Annotated in this window: 17 protein-coding genes and 1 pseudogene; 13 read left to right on the forward strand and 5 right to left on the reverse strand. The window is 58.5% G+C overall.

Features of this window, described 5'->3' with window-relative positions; translation table 11 throughout:
* The first annotated feature begins 447 nt into the window (after nucleotides 1–447).
* Nucleotides 448–1,929 carry a LamG domain-containing protein gene (locus tag DDE75_RS16310; RefSeq protein WP_108503449.1) on the forward strand — a complete coding sequence of 494 codons (1,482 nt, stop codon included), beginning with the start codon at nucleotides 448–450 and terminating at the stop codon, nucleotides 1,927–1,929.
* A 104-nt stretch (nucleotides 1,930–2,033) separates the two neighbouring features.
* On the opposite strand, the gene DDE75_RS16315 is transcribed toward DDE75_RS16310, so the two are convergent.
* Both DDE75_RS16315 and DDE75_RS16320 read right to left on the reverse strand, forming a co-directional pair.
* Nucleotides 2,034–2,324 (reverse strand): chromosome partitioning protein ParB, encoded by a 291-nt coding sequence (locus tag DDE75_RS16315; RefSeq protein ID WP_108503450.1) that lies wholly within the window; start codon nucleotides 2,322–2,324, stop codon nucleotides 2,034–2,036.
* A complete protein-coding gene (locus DDE75_RS16320) occupies nucleotides 2,321–2,986 on the reverse strand; it encodes a ParA family protein (RefSeq protein ID WP_108503451.1) in 666 nt (221 codons plus the stop codon). Before DDE75_RS16320 ends, DDE75_RS16315 begins: the two co-directional genes overlap by 4 nt.
* Before the next feature lie 173 nt (nucleotides 2,987–3,159).
* On the opposite strand from DDE75_RS16320, the gene DDE75_RS16325 reads away from it, so the two are divergent.
* From DDE75_RS16325 to DDE75_RS16335, 3 genes are all read left to right on the forward strand, one after another.
* A complete protein-coding gene (locus tag DDE75_RS16325) occupies nucleotides 3,160–4,143 on the forward strand; it encodes a glycosyltransferase family 2 protein (protein ID WP_108503452.1) in 984 nt (327 codons plus the stop codon).
* 329 nt (nucleotides 4,144–4,472) lie between these two features.
* The gene (locus tag DDE75_RS16330) at nucleotides 4,473–5,495 is read left to right on the forward strand and encodes a replication initiator protein A (protein WP_108503453.1); all 1,023 of its coding nucleotides are present in this window, start codon (nucleotides 4,473–4,475) and stop codon (nucleotides 5,493–5,495) included.
* 51 nt (nucleotides 5,496–5,546) lie between these two features.
* Nucleotides 5,547–6,659 carry a nucleotidyltransferase family protein gene (locus tag DDE75_RS16335; RefSeq protein ID WP_108503454.1) on the forward strand — a complete coding sequence of 371 codons (1,113 nt, stop codon included), beginning with the start codon at nucleotides 5,547–5,549 and terminating at the stop codon, nucleotides 6,657–6,659.
* On the opposite strand, the gene DDE75_RS16340 is transcribed toward DDE75_RS16335, so the two are convergent.
* Nucleotides 6,651–7,808 carry a glycosyltransferase family 2 protein gene (locus DDE75_RS16340; RefSeq protein ID WP_162799080.1) on the reverse strand — a complete coding sequence of 386 codons (1,158 nt, stop codon included), beginning with the start codon at nucleotides 7,806–7,808 and terminating at the stop codon, nucleotides 6,651–6,653. The two genes, DDE75_RS16335 and DDE75_RS16340, sit on opposite strands and share 9 nt — an antisense overlap.
* A 90-nt stretch (nucleotides 7,809–7,898) precedes the next feature.
* Between DDE75_RS16340 and DDE75_RS16345 the strand changes: the two genes are divergently transcribed.
* The 6 genes and pseudogenes from DDE75_RS16345 to DDE75_RS16370 all read left to right on the forward strand — a co-directional run bounded on the left by DDE75_RS16345 (nucleotide 7,899) and on the right by DDE75_RS16370 (nucleotide 15,073).
* Complete coding sequence (locus DDE75_RS16345; RefSeq protein WP_162799081.1) at nucleotides 7,899–8,690, forward strand: family 16 glycosylhydrolase; 792 nt, start codon at nucleotides 7,899–7,901, stop codon at nucleotides 8,688–8,690.
* 29 nt (nucleotides 8,691–8,719) lie between these two features.
* The gene (locus tag DDE75_RS16350; protein WP_162799082.1) at nucleotides 8,720–9,937 is read left to right on the forward strand and encodes an O-antigen ligase family protein; all 1,218 of its coding nucleotides are present in this window, start codon (nucleotides 8,720–8,722) and stop codon (nucleotides 9,935–9,937) included.
* 306 nt (nucleotides 9,938–10,243) lie between these two features.
* Nucleotides 10,244–11,200: a glycosyltransferase family 2 protein gene (locus DDE75_RS16355; RefSeq protein ID WP_108503457.1), complete on the forward strand. Its 957-nt coding sequence runs from the start codon at nucleotides 10,244–10,246 to the stop codon at nucleotides 11,198–11,200.
* 69 nt (nucleotides 11,201–11,269) lie between these two features.
* A pseudogene (locus DDE75_RS17550) lies at nucleotides 11,270–12,042 on the forward strand (transposase); the annotation flags it as partial.
* Nucleotides 12,043–12,185: 143 nt separating this feature from the next.
* Entirely contained in the window at nucleotides 12,186–13,838 is a 1,653-nt protein-coding gene (locus DDE75_RS16365; protein ID WP_162799083.1) for an FAD-dependent oxidoreductase, read from the forward strand.
* A gap of 107 nt (nucleotides 13,839–13,945) precedes the next feature.
* The gene (locus tag DDE75_RS16370) at nucleotides 13,946–15,073 is read left to right on the forward strand and encodes a glycosyltransferase family 2 protein (RefSeq protein ID WP_108503459.1); all 1,128 of its coding nucleotides are present in this window, start codon (nucleotides 13,946–13,948) and stop codon (nucleotides 15,071–15,073) included.
* Nucleotides 15,074–15,198: 125 nt separating this feature from the next.
* Here the strand turns inward: DDE75_RS16370 and DDE75_RS16375 are convergent, their stop codons facing one another.
* Together DDE75_RS16375 and DDE75_RS17370 are read right to left on the reverse strand one after the other, a co-directional pair.
* A complete protein-coding gene (locus DDE75_RS16375; protein ID WP_162799084.1) occupies nucleotides 15,199–16,029 on the reverse strand; it encodes a sulfotransferase family protein in 831 nt (276 codons plus the stop codon).
* 17 nt (nucleotides 16,030–16,046) lie between these two features.
* Entirely contained in the window at nucleotides 16,047–17,222 is a 1,176-nt protein-coding gene (locus DDE75_RS17370; RefSeq protein WP_162799085.1) for a glycosyltransferase, read from the reverse strand.
* Between the two features lie 540 nt (nucleotides 17,223–17,762).
* Between DDE75_RS17370 and DDE75_RS16395 the strand changes: the two genes are divergently transcribed.
* The 3 genes from DDE75_RS16395 (at nucleotide 17,763) to DDE75_RS16405 (ending at nucleotide 22,142) form a co-directional block, all read left to right on the forward strand.
* Nucleotides 17,763–19,610: a glycosyltransferase family 2 protein gene (locus DDE75_RS16395; protein ID WP_108503464.1), complete on the forward strand. Its 1,848-nt coding sequence runs from the start codon at nucleotides 17,763–17,765 to the stop codon at nucleotides 19,608–19,610.
* Nucleotides 19,607–20,602, forward strand: a complete 996-nt coding sequence (locus DDE75_RS16400) for a glycosyltransferase family 2 protein (RefSeq protein ID WP_108503465.1) — start codon at nucleotides 19,607–19,609, stop codon at nucleotides 20,600–20,602. The genes DDE75_RS16395 and DDE75_RS16400 overlap by 4 nt, the downstream gene beginning before the upstream one ends.
* A 64-nt stretch (nucleotides 20,603–20,666) precedes the next feature.
* A complete protein-coding gene (locus DDE75_RS16405; protein ID WP_211659373.1) occupies nucleotides 20,667–22,142 on the forward strand; it encodes a lipopolysaccharide biosynthesis protein in 1,476 nt (491 codons plus the stop codon).
* The last annotated feature ends 9 nt before the right edge of the window (nucleotides 22,143–22,151 follow it).

The raw sequence follows: 22,151 nt of genomic DNA on the forward strand, positions 1-22,151 counted from the left end.
TCCTGCGAAAACAAACGACGACCCAAGAAACTCTGGCCCTTGAATAGACAAATTCATTGCAGGCGCAAACCGCGGAATGGCTTCAGTTTTCCAAAGTGACGACAAGGAAGTGTGAACCGCTGAACCATAAGGCACCTGGCATCGAGCCACATCAGCTTCGGGTTGCAATTCCTGTTGCATCGACACCCTGCGGGGCAACGCACGCCGCGTTACTTGGCGTTAACCAATGCTTCATATTTTTTGCCTGTCGGACGATCGCTGCCGACGCGCAACGCAATACCATGAAGGCTGGCTCATCCCCTAAGTCGTCTCGCCGTCCCAACCGGCAGATCAGTTTTCTCTGGCAGCATCCACCTTGCCGCTGACGTCCCATTTTCCTTCGGTCATGCAGAACGGTCGATCTTCGACCCGGACCCATGCCGAGGTTCGCAACAGGAGACATGACATATGGCCTACGATCCCGATCTGGATCCGATCTTCAAAAGCTTCAACACACAGCTTGCCGGCATCATCGCACGGCTGGACAAGCTGGACGGCGGAACGGGTTCAGCACCCGAACAGCCACAGCCCCCGGCCGTGATCGATCCGGTTTGGAAGACCCTGACCCGTAGCAAGATCACCATTCCCAAACAGATTCAGGTCCCTGCGGGTCAACGCGAAATCTATGTTCCGATCAGCGTCGATCACACTGATAGAGAATCTTTTTACTGCTACGTCAACCGTTTGGTGAACATACCGGGTGGTGGCATCAACGTTGGCAATGCGGCCAGTCAGGCTTGGAACTTCGAAGGTCTGGATGCCATGTATCGCTGGTCCCCAGGCGATGATCTGGTGCATTATATCAAGATCGTCACCAGATCGACCTATAAGGCCGGACAGAGTTTTCGTGCCGATATTCACGTGAAGGGACTGGGTGACTCTCAAAGATTTGGAAATGTCGATATCATCTTCGCCGACGATGCCCAGCACCCCGACATGCCTCCACAGTTTCATCGTCCGCTTCGCGAACTGAAACTCGATGGTGCACAGCGCAAGAACCAGTTCGATGCCGCAACCGTCAAATTTTCGGATTCCGGGTTTGACGCCCAAGGCCGACCGACATGGCGATCGCGCCTTTCACATGGTTACACGCAGGACGGAAACCAGGAAACCGGCCTCTACATGAGCGAAGAGAAGTTCCCGGGCATCGCACAGTCTCCAATTGCTTATGACAGCACAGAAAAGGCATTGCGCCTGCGTAGCCTAGCTTTTCCTGCAGACGCCCGGGTCGAGTTCGAAAGCCGCCTGTTCCGTCATCAGGCCGCGGTCATCCAAGGCCAGACCATGGACGATGTCTGTGGCGCCCAAGGTGTCTGGCGGATGGAGGCCAAGATCCCGATCCGCCGCTATTCCTGGCCCGCTTTCTGGCTTCTGGGCCGCGGACCCAAGGGCGGTTCAGGCGGCTACACCCAATGGCCGCCGGAAATCGATATTCTGGAGAAGTTCAACCACTCGTGGGGGGCTGCCGACACGCACTATACGACGACCTTCGCACAGCATTACGGCGATGCCGGTTCGAACAGACGCGTCGGTGCATTCGGAAACGAAGTTGAGGCGAACCAATGGCTGCCCGAAACCGGGCCACTCAACGAGGGCTATCACAGCTGGGCCTGCGCCATTGTCTATGATGACAAGGATCCGCTGAAATCCGAAGTCACCTTCTTCTTCGACGATATCGAAGTCGGCTGCCACGTTCTGCACGCCCGCCATCAGGACATGAAGACCAAGCTTGAACTCTACCCCATCGCAAACGTCGCGGTAAGGGCACCCGGCAGTTATACGCCCGAGCAGTACAACAGCGATGACGGGCGCGGTCATTCCGGGGACATGCTGATCCGCGATATCGCCTACTATCCAAGCGGCTTCATCATGTCGCCCAAGACCGTCTGACACAACAGACAGGCACAAACCGCCAGTCGCGTCATGAAATGCTTCTAGGTTGTTCAAAAAACCCGGTGCATACAAGCACCGGGTTTATATAATTACCGGATTTTTTATTTAATCTGGTTTTTGTAAAGATCCCATGCCTCTTCGATGATCACGCCTTGTTGCACACCTCGACGCCTTGCCTCATTTGCGATTTCATCGGCGACAGGTGGCAGTACCTTCGCATGGACCTGCCCAGTACGCGGGCTTGGCTTGCGTCCGCGTTTTTTCGCAGGCTCTCGGTCGATGAAGCCCAGCTCCTCACCAACGCGATCTGCGCGTTCAACCGCGGCAGAGCTACGATCCTTTTCTCGTGACCGCAGGCGCCCAAGATCGATGCTGAAGGGTTTGTCGCTCATGACGCATCCTCGGTTGCAAGCCGCGCATAGACCGCGCGGGCGAACCCTTCGGCGTTTGCGATGGCGGCATCCATGTTGCCTTGAGCCGACATGCTTCGCAAATTTCCCCCGAACTCGAACAATGCTGAGAACGCCGTCCTTTCCATCAAGGACGGCTCGATCAGATCGACCCCCTGATCGCGCAACGATGTCTCGATGCCGCTGTGCTGCCGCGACCGGATGGCCCGTGTCATCGTGAACACCACGGCATGCGGGATCCTGCGGTCCAACGCCTCTTCCTCTTCCTGGATCAGCTGCAAGGCACGCACGCCCACGGTTGCATCAAGCGTGGTGGCCCGCATCGGCGTGATGACCAGATCGGCCTGAGAGATGGCTCGACTGACCAGCCTTGATGCGATGCCTTCAAGATCGACGATGACGATCTCTCCGTCGAGGTCATGGCGCTTGATGGTGCGCACCAGCTCTCCCTCGCCCACATCTGACAGGACCCTGATCCGAGGTGGTAAAGGCGCGCGTTCAGCCCAGAGCGAAAGCGATTTGTTGGGGTCGCAATCCAGCATGGTGACCGCGGCCCCTGCATGGGCCAGTTCCGTTCCCAGGATGGTCGCGGCCGTGGACTTTCCGGCCCCCCCTTTCGGCGAGGCAACAACGATTGTCGGCATATTTCACCCGATAATTTAACTAACCTGATATTATTGAAAATCCGGTTAGTTGCAAGATAATTTCGGTTGCTCGGCAGGGTTCTTCTTTTGGATACGGTAGAAACCGCCTCAAATGCCTCCATCCCGGAACAGCGGGCTGGACTTTCCCGCACCGCCTTGCCACGTCAGCATTCATGAGCACAGCGATTTCTCCCTCCGTTTCGGTCATCATCACCGCCCACAATGCCGCGGGAACCATAACTGACGCGATCAAGTCGGCCTTGGCCGAACCCGAGACTGCAGAGGTCATCGTGGTCGATGATGCTTCCGGGGATGACACGGTCGCCGTCGCTAAGGCGGCAGGCGAGGGAGACGCGAGGCTGGTCGTCATCACCTGCGCCGTCAACGGCGGTCCTGCCGCGGCCCGGAACCGCGCGCTTGCCGTTGCCAAGGGTGACTTCGTAGCGGTCCTGGATGCGGACGATTTCCTGATGCCCGGACGTTTCACCCGGCTTCTGGCAATCCCGGATGCCGACATGATGGCCGACAACATCTTGTTCATCGCGGAAAGCGCATCCCCCGGCGACCTTCCCCCCGTGCCGAAGATCACGCCCGCCGTCATCGACATCGATCTGGCAGGCTTCGTTCGGGCCAATCATTCCGTCCGGGGCAGCAACCGTCAGGAATGGGGCTTTCTCAAGCCCGTTATTCGCTGCAGCTTCCTGCAGGACAACGGGCTGCACTATGACGATGCCCTGCGCTTGGGCGAGGATTACGACCTCTACGTGCGAATGCTTCGGAAAGGAGCGCGTTTCCGGGTTTCGACACAGGTCGGATATGCGGCACGCTGGCGTTCGGACTCCCTCAGTTCGCGCCACAGCACGGCGGATCTGAAGGCGCTGTACGGCGCGGCACAAGCCCATCTGGATTTCGATGGTCTGGATGACACAGCCCATGCGGCTTTGGCACATCACGCCAACGAACTGCACCGCCGTTTCCTGTTGCGCGATTTCCTGGATCGCAGGGCTAGGCTGGGCAGGGCAGGGGCGCTGATCTCCGCCTCGCGCCATCCTGCGACCCTTCTGCCCATCGCGCGCGGGATCCTTGCCGACAAGCTTGCCGCCCGCAGACCTGCACCCATATCGCGCATCGGTCGCCTGCTGATCGACCAGGGCTGACGTCAGGTACCTATCCTAATACCTTCTACAGCATTTCGACGACTGCCACAGGTGCCCGCATGCAGGGTTTCTGGAAGTTATCCACAGGGTTCTGGTGTTAAATAGGTGTTAAATAGGTGTTAAGGACCGAAAGAGACCCTTTTTCTCATGCACAAACAAGGGTTTGCTTTGACCCCTTATGGGTGAAGTGTCGTTTCTTCATGGGTGAAGTGGTGATTCCTTATGGGTGAAGTGTCGTTTCAGGGCCGTTTATGGGTGAAGTGTCGTTAACCTTGTTTTATGGGTGAAATGTCGTTATGGGTGAAATGTCGTTAATTCCGTGAGATTCGATGAGCAGTCCGCTTCTTCCCGATCGCCATCCGCAACGCGACTTCTTCGTCTGCGACATCATCAACGCGGCACCCAAGGCGGATGTCGGGTCGATGGAACATCCGATCTTCTCGCTTTCGACCAAGCCGGACCTTCGCCCGCGCCATTACGAACACAACGGGCTGACCGTCGACATCAAGCCTTCCAGCGACGGCATCGCCACCGTCCACGACCGCGACATCCTGATCTTCTGCATCAGCCAGCTGATCCGCGCGCTGAACGACGGGCGCGAGGTCAGCCAGATCGTGCGGTTCCAGGCCTCGGACCTGCTACGCGCCACCAACCGCATGACGACGGGACGGGGCTACGACCTGCTCAAGGCCGCGATGGAGCGGCTAGCCGGGACACGCATCTCGACCAACATCACCACCGGCGGCAAGGAGGTCTTCGAGACCTTCGGCCTGATCGAAAGCGCCCGCATCGTGCGCCAGACTCGCGAGGGCCGCATGCAGGAGATCGAGATCAAGCTCTCGGACTGGGTCTTCAACGCGATCCGCGCCCATGAGGTGCTGACGATCAGCCGCGACTACTTTCGACTGCGCCGACCGCTGGAACGCCGCCTCTACGAGCTGGCGCGCAAGCATTGCGGCAACCAGCGCGAATGGGTGATCGGCCTGGACCTGTTGCAGAAGAAATGCGGCTCCTCCTCGACCAGCTTCGAGTTCCGCCGCCTGGTGGCCAATGTCATCCGCGAGGACGAGGCCCATTCCCACATGCCCGACTACTCGGTCCGTTTCTCGCCGGACGACACCAAGGTGGTCTTCCGCAACCGCGGCTCTGCCCCCATTGCCGAGGTCTTCGAGGCCTATCTCGATGCCGAGGCTCATGAGGAGGCGCGCGCCGCAGCGCCGGGATGGGACGTTCGCTACCTTGAGGTCGAATGGCGCCGCTGGTGCACCAACGAAGAGATCGAACCCAAGCACCCCTCGCGCCATTTCGTCCGCTTCTGTAGAACCTGGTACGAGAAGCGCGGCGCCCCGTAAGGGAACGGGCATCGCGCAGGGATAACAGGCCGGAACGCAGAAGGGGGCAATATGGGGTTCAGCCCTGAGATGATCGCAGGGGTCCGGGGGGACTCGGGCCCCGAGATAGGCGTGCTGATCGACGCCAGCCTGCTGGGATCCGCAGAAGGCGGGCCGGCAGGGCGCGTTCCCGATCCCGACCGCCTGTTCGACATCGCCCGACTGAACAAGATGCTGGGCTGGCTGCCTGTCGCTCCGACCCTGTTGCCGCCCGACTGCAAGGGGCTGGCGCCACGGCTGCTGCAGGTGCGCATGCACATCGCACGGATGAACCGCCAAGCCATCGACGTCACGACCGAGGTGACGACGGCCCTGACGCAGAAGGGGCTGCGCCATGTCGTGCTGAAAGGTCCGTTCCAGCAGATGATCGTGCATGACGACCCGTTCCGCAGGCCGTCGGGGGACATCGACCTCTATGTGGCGCCGCGCGACCGCAAGGCGGCGGGGGCTGTCCTGCAGCAGCTGGGGTTCACCCCCTTGGAACAGGATCAGATGCTATGGTGGGTCTCGTTCCTGGGTGAACAGCATTTCCGGCGCGAAACCGACGGCGCGGTGATCGACCTGCACCACCGCCTGCAGCAGGCGGGACTGCCCGATTGGCGCGGCGCCGAGGATGTCCTGGACCGCGCGGCGACCATGACCCACGAGGGGGCGACGATCCCCGTCCTGTCGCCCGTGGACGGCTGTCTGCTGATGACGGTGACGCTGGCAAAAGCCCTGCTGGCGCATGAACCCTGCGGATGGGCCGTCGCCGACCTGACGCATTGGCTGGCGCGGCTTGGCCCTGCGGATCGGGCGCAACTGGCAAAGGTGGCCGAACGAAGCGGGCAGGGGCAGACCTTGGCGCTTGGCATCGCGCTGGCACGGGCCTGCAATTCCGGCAACGCCCTTGCCGACTGGCCGGCGCATTCGCTGCCCGGCTTGCCGACAGATCCGGCCATCCTGCGCGATCTGGTGTTCCAGCCCTGGCAGCGCGAGGCCGAGGCCCCCCGGCGGCGGCAGATGCTGCGGATGCTGGCACGTGGCCGCCCTCATGTCCTTGCCGTCGAGGCCCTGCGCGCCGCGCTGTCGCTGACGGTCAGGGCAACGCTGGAACGGCGGCAGGCGGGCAAGGCCTCAGGCTGAAGGGCCGCTGCACGTTGCCTTGAACAGCCATGTGGCCCACGACGGGGCATCCTCGGGCAGCTTATCCCCCCGCATCGCCATGGCCGCCACCCTTGCGGCCCCGGTCGCCGGAGGTTGCGACCAGCTTTCGTCCGCCTGTGGCATGTGCGGCAGCGGGTCGGCCGGAGTCGCAGATGTCACAAGTTTTTCGGTACTGCGGCGACGGCGATCGCGCAGGCTTTCGATCAGCCGTGCGATCATGGCCGGATCGACCAAGCGAGGCAGGGCGCCTTGCCAGCGGCGCGCCTTGATGTCGGCCACCAGATGCTCATAGCGCAGCGCCCGGCGCAGGTGACGATCCACGGCCTTGGCGGCGGCCTGCATGTCGGGGTCCGGCATTGCGGGCAGGGCGCGATGCGCCTCCAGCATCGCCTCGACCGTGGCGATGGACAGGCGGTGCGAGATCGACCCCTCATGTCGGCGATAGGCGTAAAGCGGGTCAGGCAGCACCAGAAGGCGCGCGCCCCCGATCAGCATGCGCAGGACCAGATCGTGATCCTCCCCAATCCGCAGCCCGACGTCATACCGCAGATCGGCAAGGACGCTGCGGCGGATCACCGGCTTGAGATAGCCATAGGAGGGCAGGGACGAATTGCCGTCATTGCTGCGCAGATAGGATGCCGCACCCAGCATCATCGGCGCGGCCAGCGCCAGCGATTGCAACAGGGTCCGACCCTGCGGTTCGGCCACCGCGCCGAAATAGACCAGATCATCGGCAACCAGATCGGCATCCGCCGCTTGGGCGGCCGCAATCAGACGCTCAAGCCGTTCGGGGTGGATAAGGTCGTCGCTGTCCATGATCGCGATCCACTCGCCGCGTGCCGCATCCAGCGCCAGGTTGCGCGTCGCAGCCGGGCCCGCGTTCCGCGACGAGGCGATGACACGCACCCGGTCATCGGTGGCAGCGATCCCGCGGGCAATGGCCACGCTGTCGTCGCCCGATGCATCATCGGCCAGGATCAGCTCCAACCGGCGCTCGCTTTGGGCCAAGACGCTGGTCATTGCGGCGGCCAGATGTTCCGCACCGCGGAAATTGGCCATCACCACCGAAACCACCGGGGACGATGGGGCAGGGGGCAGGTTGCTCTGATCCGACGGATTGCCCGACATGTGACTGCCTTTCCCTTGACCCATATGCTTGCGGCTTCCATAAGCCGGGCACGCCCGCGCGGCAACCGGCGCGGCCATGAGGCTTTGTACATGCGCCAGTCACCCCTTCCGATCCTTGCACTTGCCGTCGCCTGCGCGGCGCAGGTTCCAGCCGCCCTGGCCGCGGAACCCCATCCCGATGCCAAGGGCTTCTACGAGGATTTCTTGCAAGGATTGGACAAGGACCGCTGGTATGTCTCGGACGGGTGGTCGAACGGCGACTGGCAGGACTGCGAATGGTCCGGCAGGGCGGTTCAGGTGCGCGGCGGCATACTGAGCCTGTTCCACATTCCCGCCCCCGCGGACCACGACGCCCCGGCGCTGTGCGGCGAGGTGCAGACCAAGGCCTTCATGCAATACGGCACCTTCGAGGCCCGCATTCGCACGCCCCGCCAATCCGGCATGAATGCCTCGGTCTTCACCTATGCGGGGCCCGTCCACGGTTCCCCGCATGATGAGATCGACATCGAGATTCTGACCCGCGATCCCGGCACGATGACCATGAACACCTATGTCGCGGGCAAGCCCCATAACGGCGATAAGGTGTCGGCCGATCCGTCCTTCGAGGATGATTTCCGCATCGTCGGCTTCCGATGGGCCCCCGAGGGCATCACTTGGTATCTGGACGGACAAGAGGTCCACAGGACCGATCCGGACAGCACCCTGCCCAACCATCCGCAAAAGCTGTACATGTCGTTCTGGAGCACCGCGACTCTGACCGACTGGATGGGCCGCCCGGCCCCCCAGGACGGTCCACTGGAATACCAGGTCGATTGGGTGGCCTATACGCCATTGGACGCATCCTGCCTGTTCGAAGGCTCCGTCACCTGCGAGGCAGACTGATGGCAGGGGCCGCATATCCCCGGTCATCAATGACACCCCGCCGTGCGGCCCGCCGCGGGCGGTACCCGACGTTCAGCTATTCCCCCGACGCCATTGCCGCTTTCATGGCCGTCTTCGGCATGACCTTCATTCCCCTGCTGGGATCCAAGGGGGCCTTGCTCTTCCTGATGGCTGGAATGGCTCTCGTGGCAATCAACGCCGGTCAGGCACTGGCCGCCCTGAGGCGCGAATGGATGATCGCGTTGGTTGCGCTGTGGTGCGTGATGTCTTTCGCCTGGTCGGATTACGCGTCACTGAGCATGCGTTACGGCATTCAGCTGTGCTTGACCGTGCTGATTTCCGTGGCCATCGCCTACCGCCTGGCCCCGCTGGCCTTCGTCAAGATCGTTTTCCTTACCAGCACGATGTCAGGGCTTGCCAGTCTTCTGATTGGACGAAACCGAGGCGACGGGATGGGATATCTGGGCATTCACGCCAGCAAGAATGCCTTGGCGGATGCCAGCTCCGTGCTGATCATCGTGGCCTTGGCGGTACTGGTAGACCGGCACCTATCAGCGCGCTGGCGGCTTCCCGCCTTGGCATCGCTTCTGATGGGCACAATGCTTCTGATCATGGGCCAATCAAGCGGAGCATTGGTCAGCACTTTCGGTGTCGTCATGGTTTTTGGCGGCATTGTGCTGCTGCAACGCATGACGCCCCATATGCGGCTGGTCACAATCGGCCTGTCGGTTGTCCTGTTCGCGGCAATCGCCGTGCTGCTGTCATCCATATCCGATCAACTGGCTGGCATGTTCCTGGATCTCACCGGCAAGGACATCACACTAACCGGGCGCACGGATCTTTGGGCCGTTGGCCTTGGGCAAATTGCCGAAAGGCCGTTCTTTGGGGTAGGTTTCCAAGCATTCTGGGTTCCCGGTCGACCTGTAGCAGAACAGCTTTGGGCCAATTTCGGCATTGGATCCAAGCAGGGTTTCCACTTCCACAACACCATCATCTCGAATGCCGTCGAAATCGGCATCCCCATGACCGTGATGCAGACGCTTATTTTCTTCGGAGCAGCGACGGCATGTCTTGGCTGGGCAATTCGAAACCCTTCGGCAGCATCGGTCTTCTTTGCCCTGTTCATGGTACGATTGTGCATGCTGATGTGGATCGAAGTTGTGTATTTCTATCAGTTCAGCATTGCGACAGGCACTATCGTCGCTGCCATCTGCTATGGAAACCGGGCGAGGCTCAAGATGAACTAATTTCTGAGACGCTGCGCCTTTCTGAATATCCAACTAAGGGCAATGACAATCAGGTTTGTTCTGCTCAGCAGTCGCCCAGCCAGGTCTCATTGAAAATTTCATCGACCATGGCATACCTGAGCGGTAAAGACGCACAAGATTCAGCAAGCAGTGTTTAAAATTATTCATCAGGACAGCAAGTACAGCATTGGAAAATTTACTGAAAGCGAACACAAAATATAAATAAATGCAAAATATATTGTTTTGGTAATTTAAGTAAAATAAACACTCTCTTCAGTGAATATGTAAACATAGGAAGCTTGTAGCATGCCCCTCGTTCTGGTTCGAACTCCTACCTATCGCCGACCTGCTCTTTTGAAGCGCGCTTTAGGCGGCCTTCAAGCGCAAACACATCAGGAATGGATATGCGAGGTTCGGGATGACTGCCCCGAAGGTAGCGCCAGAAGTACAGTCGAGGAACTAAATGATCCCCGCATCCGCTATATTAGGAATCAGCCTCAAAAGTTTATGATTGAAAATCTTGATGCATGCTTCCTAAAGGATAACCTATATAACGCCGACTATTTCTTCATGTTGGAAGATGATAATCAAGTACTTCCTCGGTACATGGAAAGGGGTATTGAAATAACAAAACAGATGGGCGTTAATGTCTGTCAGATTAATCAGTCAATTGAATATTTAGATGTAGATAAAAAAGGCACGTACAGCAATTTCGGAATTTTTGATGGTATATATGAAGATCGCATTTATGAACCACGGGAAATACGTTTAGCTCTGTTTGGATGGACGGCATTATCGAATGGTTCTGTTTTTTGGTCAAAGAATATTAGCCGAGAACTTGCTTTTCGAACGGGTATTACGCCAGGAATTGATGAGGATCTTCGTGCCATGCTGCTTCGGGACCGCGTTTATGTCTGCTTAGAGAAATTAGCCACTTGGGCAAAAGATGAAGTCGCAACAACGCGAAATTTGGGATTTAACAAAGGTAAGCTGCGTCGCGAACTAGATATGCAAGCAAGTTCAAAAAAAATGCGCCGAATTGTATGGAAAGATACTCCTAGAAACATGCGAAAAGATTTTTTAGAGGGCGCCATACTGCGTATCCCCTTAGAAAAGCGTCACTATGAGCTTCAACGGGCTGGAATAAAGATTAATGATCCAAAGGCTCCGCATGGATTTATTAAAAATATTAAAGTAGGTATAGTAAATACTTTAGGTAATGTCCATCCATCGGTAAATAGCATAGATCTTAATGATCTATAAGTAATACGCTGCAGACCCATGGATTTCATGCTTTTGGCGTCTTTCAGGCTCCGCGATGAAACCTGATTGATAGGCAACCTTTTGGGGCTGACCGAGGCGCAAATGGCGCGGTTGAAGCCATTCTTTCTCAATAGCCATCGCAAGCCGTGCGTTGATGATCGTCGCGCCCTCAGCGACATAACTTCATCAATCGCAATGTGTTTTGCTGATGTGATGCGCTGAGGAAATTTGGCCCGGCCAAGACCCTCTACAACCACTTGAAGCGTTGGACGTGATTGGCAAACGCCACTGGTCCGAGTTCAGCCAAGAACACGGCGTCTTCGCCTGAACCATGGTCGGCCTAGCTGCCCAGAGCGCCGAGAACAGGACCATCATGATCGATGTGAACAGGCGAACGCCTTGCGTTCGAGTGAGCCTGCGCAAGTGTCTCAAAGCATACCGCACGGCATCTAGCCGTGGGGTCAAAAGAAGCCGCGGTCGTCTGATCGTTTGAACCAAATGGTTCGAGAAAAAAAGAAACTGTCTAGGGGACAGTTTCGCCTGAGAACGGAACACCAAGCCGCACGCCGTGGCGGATGCGAGGGCGCTGCCGCTCGGGTTCTTCATGTCGTCCGGGTAGGTAAGCGATTATACTGGCGCGGCTCTGCTGGGCAGCCTGCCGAAGGCGGGCTGGATTTTGGCAGATCGGGGCCATGACTCCGATTGTTTCAGAGAAGCCTTGAAAAAAAAGGATAAATGCCTGCATCTTCGTTCGGAAGTACCGAAAGAAGGCTGTCAAATACGATAAGCGGCGTTACAAACGGCGCAACCGCATCAAGATCATGTTTGGGCGCCTCAGGGATTAGCTCATGAAGGATAAAGACCTATTGCCGAAGGATGGGCATCAGTATTCTAAATTGTTTTCTAGAAACACGATTGTTGTGGACAGATTTCATTTTTTTTATAACTTGCTATCGACGGTAACGTTCAGAAATCGCGGTAAATTTTGCGTATCATAGATCCGGTAGTTGCTGCAGGAGAGCATTACGACATCTGTGTTGTCGGTGCAGGGCCAGCAGGTCTGGCCGTCGCGTTTGGTTGCGCATCAGCCGGCCTCTCGACGTTGGTACTTGAGAGTGGCGGCATGGCCCCCAACGATGTTGCGGAGCACGGCCATCGGGCAATCATTCATGACCCGGCGCAGCATGCACCGCTGGAGAAGGTCGCCTGCCGGGCTTTTGGTGGAACCAGCCATTGGTGGGGAGGAAATTGCAACCCATTCCTAGATTGCGAATTCGCCTCAGGCGAATGGCCAATTCCTTATGGCGAGTTAGCGCAATGGTATCCAGCCGCTGCCAAGTTCCTTGGCTGTGGAAGCAACTTCATCAATGAAGTTCATCCTCCTGCCGTGGGGCGCGATGGTGTCTTTCTTGACGGTATTTCAAGACAAGCTGCATTCCCACGGGATCTCAGCTTGACTTGGCAACGGCAAGCTGAGGCACAATCGAATTTGCATGTGGTCCTTTGGGCTGAGGTTGTTGGACTGAACTACGGGCAAGGAAAGAAAGTGTCCGGGGTTCGCGCATGCATAGCACCAAGCGCTGAACTTCATCATTTTTCGGCAGGTACGGTTGTACTGGCGGCAGCGGGGCTTGGCACGACGCGAGTTCTTCTGGCCGAGCAGATGCGTGGTGCAGAATTTGAAGGCGGCAGGCATCTTGGGCGCTACTACATGGGCCATCTGACAGGTACCGGTTCGAAAATCAGAGTGCAGCCGGAAAGCACTGGCTGGGGAGTGAGAAGTCCGGAAGAAGGTGAATACATCCGTGAGCGCCTTCTTGTTGGGCCAAACGGGTTCGGCCAATGCCACAGTACGGCTTTCTGGATCGGGAATTTCCCACTTTGGGACGCGGAACACCGTTCCGGTGGAAAATCAGCGAAGTATTTGCTGGGGAAAGTAGCAAAGACCTTAAAAATAAGTTCTACGGATGAAGCTCTTGATTCGAGGCTTGGTTTGCAGCGAACTGAATGGAGGCCGCATCTTGCTAATATAAAGAAGCGTCCAATGGATGCTTTTGTAACGGTGGTGCGTACGCTGAGAAAACTGCTTTCTGGTGGCCTGCAGCGCCTTCCTGATTATCCTCAGCCAGAGCGTGACGGCACTTATGCTCTTTGGTATCACGCAGAACAGCTGCCTTCTGCGGAAAATGTGGTCCAAGTGGAAGGACCGGTGGCGTTGAATTCTCTGCCTCCGCTTTCGATTAAGTTCAGCTTTAGTGATGAAGATGTAAGCCTTACGGTCCAGGCTCATCTGCGTCTAAAGAAGGTTTTTAATGAATCGGGAAGCGGAATATCAATGCCAGATTTTGATCCCGATAAATTGGCAGAACGCATCCGAAAAAACGCATACGACGGCTATCATCAGATTGGGACGACACGTATGGCAGCCACGCCCGAGAAGGGAATGGTGGACGAAAACTGCAAGGTCTTTGGAGTGGACAATCTGTATGTCGCCTCAGCCAGTGTTTTTCCGACATCTGGACATTCCAATCCGACCCTGACGGTCGTTGCTCTCGCGCAGCGGCTTGCGGCGCATCTATCCAACAAGAAGACGAAAGCAGCAGTGGATCTGCGCTTGACCGAAGCAGACGGCATTTGACCTGCTGCCAGTCCGCCCACTGTCCGGAACTTGCGCGAGGGATCGGTTGTCACCAAGAAGCCCACTGACTATAGGGTTCTCAGGAATATCCCATTTCGGAACGCAGCATGAAGCAGCGCGTCAGCGTCATCCTTCCTACCTATAATCGCGCTCACCTGATCGAAGAGACGATCCAAAGCTTGCTAGAGCAAACTCGGCTCCCCGACGAGATTTTGGTGATCGATGACGGTTCCACGGATACAACGCCGGAAGTTCTCGCCCGCTTTGACTGCCTGACAGTCGTTCGCATTGAAAACGGGGGAAAGGCCAAGGCGCTGAACCTTGCACTTGAAAAGGTGTCCGGAGATCTGGTCTGGATCGTCGATGACGACGACATCATGCTTCCTCATGCCTGCATGATCATGGCGACTGCGCTCGAGGTCGATCCTGATCTGGACTTTTGCGCGGGCCGCCATATCGATTTCGAGGTTGATGAGCTCACGGGCGCACGGAATAGCCGTGCACCGGGCTTCATGCGCAACTCGACTCCGGAACAGATATTTCCGGACCTCCTCGAGGGTTGCTTCATCTTTCAGCCAGGGCTCATGGTGCGAAAGAGGGTTTATGAATCAGTGGGCCCGTTCAATACCAGTCTCGTTCGTTCGCAAGACTACGAAATGATCATGCGGATCGCTCGTCATCACCGTGGAAAGCAGCTCGATGACGTCGTTTTCCTGCACCGCGAACATAGTGGTCAGCGCGGCTCTGCAAGCGAGAGCTTTGCTGCAGCGGAAAACTCTGACCGGTGGGCGCAGTTCAACCGCGTCATCTTTACAGATCTGCTGGACGATCTTGCCGATGAAGAGATCCTCGCCCAAAGCGATGTGGCGCATCTATCATCGCCCTTGTTTCGGCGTGCTGCGCTGGTGAAACGCGGTTGCATCATGGCGCGGCAGCGTATGTGGCATGAGGCTGCCAGAATTTGGCAAGAGGCGGCGGCCGTCGACCCCGCGCCGCTATCTTCTCTTGAGCGCAAGATGATCGAGCGCAGTCCCAATTCGCCCTTGGGGGCGACCGAGCTGTTCTCGGATTTGGCTGTGCGATCGGAACTGAAGGCGCTCATGCACATGTCATCGCCTGGTCCTGAAATGATGACAGTCCTTCGCAAAGCATCCCGTTGGCATATCCGAGCCGCCCTGCAGAGGCGGGACTGGCGCCGTGCCATGCAAGGCCTGTGGTTGATGTTGATGCGATGAATTTTCCTGCAGGGCAGGTTTTTGAAATCGGATCAGGGTGATCTATATTTGCTGAACAATATCATGGGGATGCGCTTCTTTTCTTATCCCGGATAATGGCAAAGGGGATGCTTTCGGCCCAAAGTCTAGCCCGTGTATCCATGGCGTGTCATGTGCTGGCGAAAAGCGTTAGGAAAGCGGGCGACATCCGTTTCGTTCAAAGTTTTCTTCCAGTTTCCGATCGAAGCGGGCGTGATAGGTTTCAGGACTGCCGCGTGGTGATCGAGCTGCTCGATATCGCCGAGGTTGGCGGGCACGCGGGTCAGGTATTCAGGGGCAAAATCCATGCGGGCAAAGCCGAAGATCCTGTCAAAGGCACCCTCGGGTTTGGTCACGATGTCTTCATAGAACATCTTCAACGTGCGGTCCCGGGGCAGAAAGCGGGCGCACGCCGAGTTTGCCTGCACCCAACGGTCCACCGCCACATCGACGGTCCGCATGTCGGCCTTCACTTGGCTGGCAACGGAATCGCGTCCGTCACGTACAAGATAGAGGAACTGTGCATCGGGCAGGAACTTGACGATGGATTTCAGATGCATCGTGTTCCACGGCGTCTTGTCGCCCCAACGAGGTGCAGCGAAGCCGTGTTGCCTGGCCAGGAAACCATAGAGCCCATCCAACAGCGCACGCAAATCGTGTTTTTCTTCGGGCCAACCGACAGCTTCGGCAACGAATGCGGCCAAGGAAGGCACGTCCATCTCGGGCCAGTTCGCATGCCGGTCGAAATACGACGCAAAGAGAAAGACTTTCTCGCGCCAATCAAGTCGGCGCCAGCGTTTCCAGCGCTCGATGACCTCACCCAGGACATAGGTTTCGGGCGGGATGTAAATCTGGCCGGAAGCCAGAAGCACACGGCGCACGAGAGTATTGCCGGAACGCGGTGCGCCAACGACAAGGAGGGGAGAAGGCTGGGTCAAGGCGGAGGCTTTCACAGTCAGGCGCCTTCTGAAGGCACATTGGAGGTCATTGATCGCCGGTGGAAACCCACCAGCTTGCGCAGCGTGGTCAAGGGCGGAACAGCACGCGGGGCCATGCCACGGCGGCTTGGGGGGGTAGCACGCAATCGTGCCAAACGCGGAATGACGGTGGCAAGGTCAAGCGTTGCACGCGCCCATTCCTGTGCTGCAGCAGCCGCATCACGATGAAGATCAGGGGACTGCCGAATTTCATTCAGAACTTTGGCCACATCCGCCGGCTGGCAATAGATTGCATGAGGGCCGAAAGTCTGTTCCAGCCGCGGATCAAGAATGCAGCGCACGCCCATCAACATTGCCTCGGCAATGGTTCGACCGAATGCCTCGGCCCAACGGGCAGAGTAAAAATAGGAAAATACGTCAAGACCATCAAGATAGGCGCGCGGTGACAGGCTTCCAAAGGGATCGATGCGCCAAGCTTCATGGGTTACTCCGAGAGCTTCGAAAGCCTTTGCTTCGGCCCCCAGCACATGGACGCGCACCTGTGGTCCCACTGGCAGAGATGCGGCGATGGCCCTAGGATCGTCGGGCCACTTGTCAGCATTCGCACGACCGTGCCGTCCGATGACAAGCGGACCTGCGGCAAGCTTTGGCCGCTGCGGCTGCCATTCGGCGGTGTCGAAGGTGTTTACCCAATCCTCCTCGCTCAGCAACAGGAACGGCTGGAAGCTGCGCAGTTGCGCCCGGACCAGACCCGAAACGGGTAGCCATTCGGCGCGCACCCCCCGCACAACCAGCCGTTCTGCACTGCGGGTGGTGCTTAAAGGATCATAGCACAGCGCCCCGTCACCCAAGAACGGCGGATGGTGCGCAACCATGAAAAGCCGATCGCAGCGGCCGAAGGCACTAACAGGAAGATGCCCCGCTTGCGCGTGGCCGAAAACCTGCGGATTGTGAAGAAACAGGCAGTTGCTGCTGTCGGGATCGATGATGATGTCGGATCGCTCTGCCAAGGCTGTCAATGCGGGGTTGTCGGGGTCTTCGGGCTGGAAGAACCCCCGTGATCGGACCAGCCGCAGCCCCAAACGCAAGCCCGCCCGGCTCAAGGCGGTAATATCGGCAAGGAATGCCGATGCCGTGCCGCCCATGAAACGAGGGTCGGTGACCAGCGTGACGTCTGCTTTGGGTGTTGTCATGTTGAAAGAAGATCCTGCGATCGGAAAGACAGTGCGGCAGGGTAGGGGCCTTGCAACGCGACACCATGGCCTTGTCGCGTGGTCGGAACGCTCCCAGTTTTTGCGGCCCGGAACCTTGGCAAAGGTATGTCCTTGTTGTTTTCCAAGATCCATGCAGGAAAAGGAATGGCCCTACAACGAGCATTTTTGATTGTTCGACCCTTCGTCTTGTGGCGAAGAAACCATGCACGAATGGTCATCGCAAGCCTTTATGATTGACCCTTGCTACCAGCTCTGATTGACCTTACGGGACAGGCTGGCAGCGGTGTCCGCCGGAGAGGCACCCGGGAAAGCAAGCCATTTCCCATCCCTAAGGGGGCTTGATCAGATCACCCTGCTTCCCAGCCTCCGCGCTGCGTCCTTTCACGATGAGCTTGTGTTTTTTTTCATGCTGACAAGCAACGCCATAAACAAGATTGACCGATCAATGGCCGGCGCCCTGGCAACCCGCAGTGACAGCAGGCAGGCAGGGACAGGTCTGCACGGGGTCATCGCTTTCTCATGACGGATCGGAAGCTGAGCGTCGTTGTTCCGTTCTACGATGAGTTCGCCTATCTCGAACGGTGCCTGGGATCCCTTCTGGCCGCCGGGGATGCAGTAAGCGAGATACTTTTGGTCAGCGATGCCGCCGACCCCGAAGCTGCTGCGCTTTTGGCGCCCTTCGAGGGGCTTGAAAAGCTGCGGATCCTGCACAACGATCGGAACATGGGTGCCGGAAACAGCCGCAATCGCGGAATTGAGGCGGCCCGGGGCGATTACCTGCTGTTTCTTGATGCCGACGACCTGGTCTCGCCGGCCGGCCTGAATGAAGTCTTGGCCTTTGCCTGCAGTACCGAAGCCGAGATCGTTCATTTGCCGTCCCTGATCTACGAGCCAAGTTCCGGTGCATGGTGGAAGCATTTTCGTGACGAAACGTATTTCGGTCGCCGCAAGCGTCATGCGACCCTGCGCGACCTTCCGGAACTGCGCTATGCCGTTGCGAACTGGTCGCTGCTCTATGATCGCGACCTTCTGTTGCGAGAGAACGTGCGTTTCGATCCGGAACAACGCGTAGCTGAGGATCATCTGTTCCTGATTGAGGCGCTTCAACCCGCCAAGCGGATTGCGACCTTTGATCGCTGGTGCCATCTGTGGCGGCGACGGGGCGGATCCCTGTCGCAGAAGGATCCGCGGCTGGAAACGCATCGGATCAAGCTTGCCTCCTTGCAAAAATCCTTGGCGTTCATGGGGCGACACATGCCGGTGAACGATATCGATTTCCAGCGCGACTACGTCTTTGGCTTGCTTCGGTTCATCTATGGCTGGGATTTCATTTCCGATCTTCTGACCCGGCGAGACGAGCCAGAAGCGCTTGTGCTTCTCGAGGGATTGGCAGCAGTCTGTGCGGACTATCCCTTGCAAAAAGGCATGGAGAACGACCGGATCGTGCAAGGCATGACGCCTGACGGAAGGTTGCGCACCTGCCACGATAAAATCGTGGACTGGCATGTCCTGCACGCGATACATGCGGCGCTTGCCGCCCGCGACTGGCAAAGCCTCGAGAGTTGGTTCACCCCCGACCCGAAGACGCCCGTGCAGCTGCCAGTGGTCCATGGCGCGCATGAAAGCCGACCCCTCCGCAGGAATGAGGGCCTTCCCTTGGTCCTGGGCACGGCTGGCGCGCAGACGCTGATCAACGGCTGCGCCAAAGGCATCCTTCGGCTGCAGCTTGACGATCCGATGGCAGCATTATGTGTCGAGTACCGGATCCGGACGGCCGAGGGCGACCGCCGGGCGTTCAACCAGTTCGTCATGGACGAGGTCGATGCATTCGCCCGATTTCCGGGGCAGGTTCTGTCCGCAGCTCAGGCAGCAGGGATCGCGGTTTCGATTGTCATTTCGCCCCCCGAAAGCGACGGTGCGGTTACGCTGCGTCCCGACCCCGAGAACATGGACGACCCTGCGGTTCCTCAAGAACTGCGCGATGCCGTGACCGCAATGCAGCAAGTGCTGACTACACGACTTGCCCCCGGTGTGGACGGCGTCGACATGATCGCCATCGCCACCAAGGTGACACGCGCCATGATCTTCGACCATTGGCGGCGTGATATCGGCACGGCGGCAGAGATCCCGGCAGCGGTGGGACCGATCCTTGGGAAGGGCATGCTGGGGCTGGTCTGGCAGATGGCAGAAACAGCCCTGCCCACCGCGCAACCGCCATCGGAAAGCTTTCTTAAAATCCTTGACAGACAGCGCTTTGGTGATGGTGGCGTCGACGGTCGCCGTACGATAAAGCGCCGCCTGAAACGACAGCTTGGCAGGCTTTGGGACCGGACCGGCATTCGGCGGAACCAAGTGTCGACAACATGACCCCCGCACGCCCGGAGGACCCTGAGATGACATCCGCCACTTCCCTTCCGCCCGCCGAGGCTGCCGAACCTTTGGCTACCGTGACGATCTGCACCCGCAATCGCAGCGCTTCGCTTGCGATGACGCTGGATTCGCTTGTGCTGGCCGCCCGTCGTGCAGAGGCGCGCACGGGCCTGCCCTTCGAGGTCGTGATCGTTGACAACGGCAGCACTGACGACACAGCAAAAGTGGTCGCCAGCTACGCCGACAGGCTTCCGATCCGTTGTATCAACCAACCGGTTCCGGGGCTGTCCAATGCCCGCAATGCCGGTCTGGACGCGGCACGCGGGCGGGTCATCCTGTGGACGGATGACGACGTGCTGGTGGATGAGGATTGGCTGGCCGCCTATCTCGAAGCCTTCCGCGATCATCCTGAAGTGGCAGTTTTCGGGGGCCGAGCCGTGCCGCGCTATAATACGCCGCGCAGTGAATGGTTCATCGAACAGGAAGCCCAGCTTGGCAGTCTTCTGGCAATCCGCGATACCCCCAGTTGGACCGAGGTGAAGCCGGGGCAACTACCCTTTGGCCTGAACTATGCCGTGCGCCGCGACGTGCAGTTGCGCCACCGCTACGATCCCAATCTCGGGGTAGCTCCGGGCCGACGCATCGGCGGCGAGGAAAGCACCATGCTTCGGGCCGCGCTGGCCGAAGGGGGCAAGGGACGTTGGGTCTGGGGGGCGACGGTCTATCACCTGATCCCGGCGCAGAGGCAGTCCATGGCCTATATTCTCGACTACTATCGCTCGCAAGGTTTCCTTTATCCGCGTTTCGACGTCACGGCGCCGCCAAAGGCGGCGATACCACGTGCGACAGCAATGATCGTGCACAAGCGAATTATGGCAGCTGCGCGGCGGATGGCGGGACGCCCCTGGGTCTCGGATTACGTCGAGCATGCCCGTTGGCGTGGAACCCTGCGCCGCCTGCGCTACCCGGACGACATGGGACGCGCCTGATGCATTCATCTGAATCTCCGTCCAAGCCGGGACCGCGTCGATGAGCAGTATTACCGATCGCATGTTGACCGCCAGCGCCTGGCTCAGCGGAGCGCGGCTTCTGACCAATGTGCTGGCCTTTGTCAGCACCTTCCTCATGGCGCGGCTACTGGCACCCGAGGATTTCGGTCTTGTGGCCATCGGCACATCGATCCAGATGATCGCCCTCGCGATCACCGAACTGTCCATGGCACAGGCCTTGATCCAGCACCGCGATCCGACCGAGAACCACTATCATACCGCTTGGACGATGGGTGTGGGACGAGGGGCGGTTCTTGGGTTGATCCTTGCATTGCTGGCGCAGCCCATAGCAGGCATCTACCAGGATGCGCGCTTGGCCAATGTGATTTATGCGCTGGCCTTGGGAATCTTCATTTCCGGAATGGGCAATCCGCGTCAGGCGATGCTGGAGCGTGACCTGATCTTCTGGCAGCAGTTCGTGCTGTCGGTTACCGGTAAGGTCGCTTCCATCGTGGCTTCGGTGGCGCTTGCCGTGATCTTGCGCAGTTACTGGGCGCTGATTGCCGGTGTGCTAGCTTCGCAGATCGTCAACGTCGTACTTTCCTATGTATTGATCCCATTCCGGCCGCGCTTCAGCCTGCGGCACTTGGGTGAAATGTGGTCCTTTTCAGTCTGGCTCAGCCTCGGCAGGGCGATCAACACCATAAACTGGCGCTTTGACCAGCTTCTGGTGGGCAACATTCTGGGGCAGTCCGTGCTGGGCCTTTATTCCGTCGGCAGCAATCTTTCGCAGCTACCCACCCGCGAGGCTCTGGCTCCGATCAACGCGACGCTGTTCCCGGCGCTGTCGCGGATCGCGGACGAACCCGAACGGCTCTATCAAGGGTTTCGCAAAGCGCAGTCCGTGCTGATCTACGCCGCCCTGCCACTAGGACTGTCACTGTCGCTGATAGCCGAACCGCTGATCACTCTTGCCATGGGACAAAAATGGCTAGGTGCGGTGCCGGTCGTGCAGGTGCTGACCGTGGTCTTTGCGCTGCAAACCTTCGGGTCGATGGTGCAACCATTGGGCATGGCAACCGGTCACACCCGTCTGCTGTTCTGGCGTGACCTGCAGATGTTTTTTGTCCGGCTGCCAGTGATCATTGCAGGGACTGTTCTCTACGGGCTGCCGGGGCTGATCATCAGCCGCGTTCTGACCGGGCTCATTGCCGCAGGGGTCAACATGGTGCTGGTGCGGCGCATCCTGCGGATGTCACTGCGCGATCAGGTGGTTGGCAATTGGCGCAGCCTTGCCGGGGCGATGGGCATGGCAGGTGGCACGCTGGCCATGCAGGCCTGGTTGTTCGACATCGACGTGACCCAAGCAGGGCCGGGCATGCTGCTGGCCGAGGTTGCACTGTCCCTGGCCTTGGGGTTCGCCTTATACCTCGGGACCAGTTTCCTGCTTTGGTGGGCCGTGGGCCGCCCAGAGGGCGCCGAACAGCAGTTGCTGGGTCTTGGCGGCAAACTGCTCAGAAAGCTGGGGCGCAAGACCTGAAAACAGGAC

The sequence above is a fragment of the Paracoccus indicus genome (assembly GCF_003056335.1).
In the GTDB taxonomy this organism is placed as follows: domain Bacteria; phylum Pseudomonadota; class Alphaproteobacteria; order Rhodobacterales; family Rhodobacteraceae; genus Paracoccus; species Paracoccus indicus.